We start from the raw sequence: 6,470 nt of genomic DNA on the forward strand, positions 1-6,470 counted from the left end.
TATTCTCTCCCGGCGCGGTGGCTTTAGTTCTTCTCAAAGCCACCGTTCTCATCTTTATTTAGTCTAAAGTACAGTAATAACCATTTCTCCTTCATTTAATAATCTATGTAGTAATTCTGACAATTCTTCTACTGACTTAAACAGTCGATGTGCTATATATTCTTTCGCTGAATGCCAGACCAATTCAATCAAATTATAATCGGGGCTGTAAGGTGGCAAAAATTCTAAAATAATATGAGGCATTTCGGCTGATATTTGGCTCAGAATATCTTTCTTTTTATGAAAACTAGCATTGTCTAAAATAATGACAATCTTTATTCCTGATTCGGCAAAATTTTCAGCTTGATTACCCAATTCTCTCCATTCTTGAACTATCGAATCATTTAAGGCATTAATTTGCTCATAAAATGTATTAGAGTCTCCTCTTTTTATCACAAAATTTAACCTTTTTTTGTCATGATATCTCAACCCACCCATGATATTTACTCTGCCTCTTCTCCTTTGACCTGTGATTTTTTTTCGACTACCTTTTTTACCCCAAGTTTTTCTTCTTATCACTCGTAAACTGAATCCACTCTCACGCCCTTTACCATACCTGTAAAAGCTCGGGCGTTTGTTGGGTTATTCTTAAATACTCCGATAGCTTCTGTTTAAATACTTCTCTTTCAAGGGGATTTTGTTTGTCCTCTAAACTATATTTAGCCCAAATGTAAACGTATTTTTTTTATGTAGTATCCGGGATATTTGGGAACCACTCAATTTAATTCCTGTGATTTTTTCTAAATATGTTGCTAGTCTGGCTGCCGTCCATCTCCCAAATTCATATCCATATTCTTCCGGATCTTTATCGATTGTATCTATCAATATTTTTTCATACTCTGGAGTGACTTTGCGAAAATTGCCTGGGCTTCTTTTATCTAAAAAACTATCCAAATTATCTGGGTCGCCATGAACTGACCAATAAGCTACTGTTGTGTAAGCAATCTCCATGAATTCACTAATTTCTCTATAAGTTCTTCCGTCATTTATTAGCAATAAAATTAGAACTTTTTCCCTCACGTAATTATCGTCAGACTCTTTTAGTAGTTTAACGAGTCTCTGTTTTTGATTTTGAGATAGATGGTTTTTGGCTGGCATACATTATAACTCATGATCGCTTATCTTATATTTATATTATACAATCTAGCTGCGTATCAGCTTAGTAGAGCTATGGCAGGAAATCCAAAAACTCACGGCAGCTTCTTCAGTCACAGACCAAGTAAAACTAGGCGCTTCCCCCAGTAAAACTAGCAAAAATTCTAGCACTCCACCGTCGAAAGGATTCAAGCCGAACATCAAGCCGTCGAAAATTGAAGGCATCAAAAGACAAAGAAGCGTCGGAAGAGCTGGAGGGGGAAGACAGCTACATCCTGAACCCGATCAAGTAATTATCGCCCAACTGAAAAGTTGCCCCCAGTGTGGAGAGAAAGTCACCGCCGCCACCCAAAAATTGCAATCCGTCTACGAAAAAATCGAACTACCCCCAATTCGCCCCATCATCACCCGAATAGAACGTTATGGTGGTCAATGTGCCTGTTGTCAAACCGAGTATGTTGCACCTGCACCATTGGGAATGGAACCAGGCTCACCGTTTGGCAGTTCAATTCAAAGCCTAGTCACATATCTTCGTTACACTCATGCCATCAGCTACGAACGGCTATCTTCCCTATTAGCATCCGTCTTTGGACTAAAGATATCAGAGGGAGCAATCGCCAACTTGCTCTTGAAAGTGAAAACCAATTTAGATGAGCAAGTAACTCAAATATTGCAACGGCTGCGTCGGGCGAAATTAATTTGCTCAGATGAAACCAGTGCGAGAGTTAACGGGCAGAACCAATGGGAGTGGGTGTTTCAGAACCAGGATGTTTGTTTACACGTCATCCGCCCCAGCCGAGGCAGTGGGGTCATAAACGAAGTTCTCGCAGAACATCGTCCCGATATCTGGGTGTCAGACTTATTTAGTGCTCAAAAAAATCATCCAGCGCCACAATGGCAAGTGTGCGAGTGCTCATCAATTACGGGATTGCCAATATGCGATTGATGCTGGGGACAAAATTTTTGCCCCAGCGATGAAGAGGTTATTCTTAAGGGCTTTTATCATTCATCGGCGACGATCAAAAATGGACGAGACTAGACTCTTAAGATATCGAACAAATTACAGGAAAGATTAACCCAGATTTTGGATTTAGTGCCAGACCAAAAGGATGGGATCCGGTTACGAAAACGTTACGGTGGGCTGATTGACAATTTATTTCTATTTTTAGAAGACGCAACAATTCCACCCACCAATAATAGTAGTGAACAGGCGATTCGGATGAGTGTGATATTTCGCCGTGTGACCAATGGCTTCCGTTCGGAATGGGGCAGGGCGAACGCATCTAAATTTAATATTAACAGAATATGGTATATTGGAGCAGAATTATTGAGTATCAAAAAAAAAAAAATTAGAGTTTACCATTATGAAACCCAAACCTAAAATCACCATTGCCGACCATTTTTCCGACTTAGAAGATCCAAGAATTTAGCGGACGAAACATCATCAACTAATTGATATTATCACGATCTCAATTTGTGCAGTAATTTGCGGTGCTGATACATGGGTGGACATCGAAAGTTACGGGCGAGCTAAACACGAATGGTTAAAGAAAATTTTAGAACTGCCGAATGGTATACCGAGCCATGACACAATTGCGAGAGTATTTTATCGCCTCAAACCTGAGCAATTTCAGAAATATTTTTTGAGTTGGATTCAATCTATTAGCTGCTTCAATCCAGGAGAAGTAATCGCAATTGATGGCAAGACTCTTCGCCATTCTTACGATCGGGGAGGAGACAAAAAAGCGATTCATATGGTCAGTGCTTGGGCGACCAGTCAAAGATTAGTTTTAGGACAGGTTAAGGTTGATAAAAAATCCAATGAAATCACAGCAATTCCGGCTTTACTCAAAGTATTAGAATTAATTGGAAGCATTGTCACCATTGATGCAATGGGCTGTCAAAGGTCAATTGTGAAGTCAATTGTCTAACAAGAAGGAGATTACGTAATCACCTTAAAAAAGAACCAACCATCTCTGTATGCCAGAGTAGAAGCGTTGTTTAAACAAGCAATTAGACAAGGATTTTCTGGCTTGACACATACAGCTTATTCGACGAAAAAAGAGAGTAATCATGGTCGCTCAGAAATCCGACATCACTTAATGCTAAGTGACATTAAAGAGCTGATTGATCCCGACAATCAATGGGAGAAACTTCATAGTATAGGTCTGATAGAATCCGTGAGAATAGTCAAGGGAAAAACAACTATTGAAACTCGTTATTATATTAGTAGTTTACCAAATGATGCTCAAAGACTTGGTGAATCAGTCCGCAGCCATTGGGGAATTGAGAATTCTTTACATTGGGTATTAGATGTGGGTTTTCGTGAAGATGATTGTCGGATTAGAAAAGATAATGCTCCGCAAAACTTTGCCATTCTTAGACAGATCTCACTCAATCTTTTGAATCAAGAAAAAAACTCAAAAACTGGAGCAAAGAACAAGCGACTTCGAGCCGGGTGGGATGATGAGTATTTGACTAAAATCCTCGCTGTTTCAGTCAACTAAATTCTCACGAACAACTCATTGCTAACTATTATACAACTTGTAAACAGTGGTTGTAAGCTTTTTATTGTCTCAAACATGGCAGCAAGTAAAAATCATCATTAATCAGCTCCTCTTTTCTCTTAAAAGTCATTACAAAGTGGGTCTATAGCTTCTAACAATAGACATCTCCAAAATAGAAACTTTTGTGGTAAAATAGTAGATCGTTAGTTTTTCAGCAGGAAAATATGAGCAACCTATTAAATTATATTAAAAATAATAACCAAGAAACGCAGCGATTAGTAGGCATCAAGTATGAGCAACTAGAACAATTAATAAAGCAGGCTCTCGTCTTACATACAGAAAAGCAACAGGAGAGCCAAGCCTCGAAAGTTAGAATCATCAAGAAAGGGGGTGGTCGTAAAGTAAAGCTATCCAAGGAAGAGCAAATTCTTTTAACTTTGACATATTTAAGACATTTAACAACATTTCAATTGTTAGGAATTCAAGGGGAAGTTAGTGAGTCAACCGCCAACAATATATTTAATTACTGGTTTCCCATTCTCCAAAAACTCCTGCCATCAAGTTTACTTGAACAGGTAAAAAAAAATGCGAGTGATTACGAGATAGTTCAAGAAATTTTAACGGACTATGAACTAATAGTAGATAGTGAAGAACAGCCAAGAGAGAGACCGTCCGAGTATGAAGAACAGAAAAAAATTACTCTGCAAAAAAAAAATCATACTTTTAAAAATCAAATTATTGTGTTGCCAGATGGTCAAGATATTGTTGATATAATTGCAGGAAAGCCAGGCCCCTCAAGTGACATAAATTTATTTCGTGAAAGTTTGAAAAACTTTCACCCCCATCAAAAATTTGGCGTTGCTGAGTTAGAGTATGAATAAAAGGAATAATTTATGCAATGCCCCGAATGTAAATCAACCCATATCCGTAAAAACGGCAAGAAAAAAGGAAAACAAAACCACATTTGTGTACAATGTGGTCGTCAATTCATCAATGAGTATGAGAAAGAGCGAGGTTATAGCGAGGCCATCAAACGTGATTGCCTAAAAATGTATGTCAATGGTATGGGTTTACGGGCGATAGAACGAGTTAAGGGAGTTCATCATACCACAGTAATAAATTGGGTAAAACAAGTTGGGAAACTGTTGCCAGATGTTTATGACCCTGAAGTTATTCCAGAAGTTGGTGAGCTCGATGAATTACAAACTCATGTAAAAAAAAAACCGACAAGCTCTGGCTGTGGACAGCGGTTGACCACTTTAAACCAGGAATTTTAGGATGGGCATTAGGGGATCATAGCGCTAAGACATTTGAACCATTATGGGACAAAGTGAGTGAATGGAAATGCTACTTTTATGTAACTGATGGATGGTCTGTATATCCCATGTTTATTCCTGATGGAGATCAGATTATTAGCAAGACTTACATGACACGAGTAGAAGGGGAAAATACAAGACTAAGACATTATTTGGCCAAACTACATCGCAAGACTCTTTGTTATTCTAAATGTGAGGAAATGCTCAAGCATTCTATTAAGTTATTAATACATTACTTGAAATTTGATGATATTCCCATGACCTGGGCATTCATACCTTGATTCAGCAACGCCAAAAATTTCAAGGTGATCAAGGTTATATTGGAGAACCATCAATTAAAACACCCACGAAACAACCAAAAAAAGGAGAATTAACTTCGTCACAAATGGAAGCCAACAAAAAAAATGGCTGCTGACCGAATATTTTTCGAACATTTAATTCGTTTATTGAAAATATTCAGAGTGGCTTCTGAAAGATTTAGATTAAATCCATCTAAATATGAACAAATAATTATGACCATATGTGGAATTGTGAGACTTCGGATAGGAGCGTTAATCTTACCATGATAAAATCTTTGATATCAACAGGTATAATTTGATATGTATATCTACTATCTTTGACCTTATAGCTAACAGTAACTGTCTCAAAACCTGATTTTAACGTTGAAACTGAGGTCTGCTTGTCATGGCGTTCACCAGCTTGAAACTTAGTCACAGAAGTGTATTGAAAGTTTTTGGAGATGTCTAATGGTGAATTTATCTTAAAATATACTCACCACCGATGAACAGTGTTCAATAAGATGCGTTCCCCCTGTGACTGGAGTGATTAAGGTGAATTCTTTTGGTGCCATCAATTTTACCCTCGCTTATCCACGAATCAACACCAGTTTACTTGACTTTTGGCTTAACCGAGAAGTATTGCCCCGCGTTGTTAAAAAACCTCGCTCCAAGTTTTTGTCCAAAAAACCTGTTCATCGAGGTACTAATACTCAGCGCCAGGATATTCATTTTTCTCTTCTCAGTACCGCTTAGACCTTAACCGAGAAGTATTGGAGCTTTGCCATGAAACTATTGCGGAATTGATGAAAATATAGAGGCTACTGATCTCCCATTCTGTCAGACAGGCTTGAGGGCTATGTCCTTGATTTTATCAAGCTTTTGACTCTTCTTGTCACCCCGTCAGGAGGTTTTGTTTAAAAGTGGTTGCAGGGAAGGAGCTATTTTCGAGCGGCAAGCGGGGCGTTCAACAACCGAGTTCGGGATGGAATCGGAGTGGTGCCACTGCGTCATACAATACTTCGGACAGTTTTTTAAATGCCTGTAAGCCTATCGCGAGAAAGCCCTGCCATTTTTAACGCATTTTAGTAAACTTAGCGCTGGACTTAAACCGTGAAATAATAGGGCTTTCCTCACTTTATGGTGTATAATGTAACAAAAAATACATTTACTGTCATGGACTTTTATTTGGACTATATATTAGACTTGCCTGGAGTGAAGGTTGAAAGTTGTACTCA

At 38.4% G+C, this 6,470-nt stretch carries 6 protein-coding genes and 2 pseudogenes; 6 read left to right on the forward strand and 2 right to left on the reverse strand.

What is annotated here, in order from left to right; translation table 11 throughout:
* Window positions 1–63 precede the first annotated feature (63 nt).
* Both QUA58_RS30495 and QUA58_RS30500 read right to left on the reverse strand, forming a co-directional pair.
* Window positions 64–1,137, reverse strand: a pseudogene (locus QUA58_RS30495) (IS630 family transposase).
* A gap of 45 nt (window positions 1,138–1,182) precedes the next feature.
* Window positions 1,183–1,359: a hypothetical protein gene (locus QUA58_RS30500; RefSeq protein WP_333276852.1), complete on the reverse strand. Its 177-nt coding sequence runs from the start codon at window positions 1,357–1,359 to the stop codon at window positions 1,183–1,185.
* A gap of 130 nt (window positions 1,360–1,489) precedes the next feature.
* Between QUA58_RS30500 and QUA58_RS30505 the strand changes: the two genes are divergently transcribed.
* The 6 genes and pseudogenes from QUA58_RS30505 to QUA58_RS30530 all read left to right on the forward strand — a co-directional run bounded on the left by QUA58_RS30505 (window position 1,490) and on the right by QUA58_RS30530 (window position 5,523).
* Complete coding sequence (locus QUA58_RS30505) at window positions 1,490–2,080, forward strand: IS66 family transposase (RefSeq protein ID WP_333397876.1); 591 nt, start codon at window positions 1,490–1,492, stop codon at window positions 2,078–2,080.
* 102 nt (window positions 2,081–2,182) lie between these two features.
* The gene (locus QUA58_RS30510; protein ID WP_333397883.1) at window positions 2,183–2,515 is read left to right on the forward strand and encodes an IS66 family transposase; all 333 of its coding nucleotides are present in this window, start codon (window positions 2,183–2,185) and stop codon (window positions 2,513–2,515) included.
* A pseudogene (locus QUA58_RS30515) lies at window positions 2,499–3,641 on the forward strand (ISAs1 family transposase). The gene QUA58_RS30510 and the pseudogene QUA58_RS30515 overlap by 17 nt, the downstream one beginning before the upstream one ends.
* 224 nt (window positions 3,642–3,865) lie before the next feature.
* Window positions 3,866–4,522 (forward strand): transposase family protein, encoded by a 657-nt coding sequence (locus QUA58_RS30520; RefSeq protein ID WP_333397877.1) that lies wholly within the window; start codon window positions 3,866–3,868, stop codon window positions 4,520–4,522.
* Between the two features lie 12 nt (window positions 4,523–4,534).
* Window positions 4,535–5,238 (forward strand): IS1 family transposase gene (locus tag QUA58_RS30525; RefSeq protein WP_333397879.1). Its coding sequence is split into 2 segments (ribosomal slippage): window positions 4,535–4,856 and window positions 4,856–5,238, totalling 705 coding nucleotides; the frame shifts between segments, so codons are not numbered across the junction.
* A gap of 123 nt (window positions 5,239–5,361) precedes the next feature.
* Entirely contained in the window at window positions 5,362–5,523 is a 162-nt protein-coding gene (locus QUA58_RS30530) for a hypothetical protein (RefSeq protein ID WP_333397881.1), read from the forward strand.
* Window positions 5,524–6,470: the final 947 nt, after the last annotated feature.

This window comes from Microcoleus sp. N9_A1 (assembly GCF_036701795.1).
In the GTDB taxonomy this organism is placed as follows: Bacteria; Cyanobacteriota; Cyanobacteriia; order Cyanobacteriales; family Microcoleaceae; genus Microcoleus.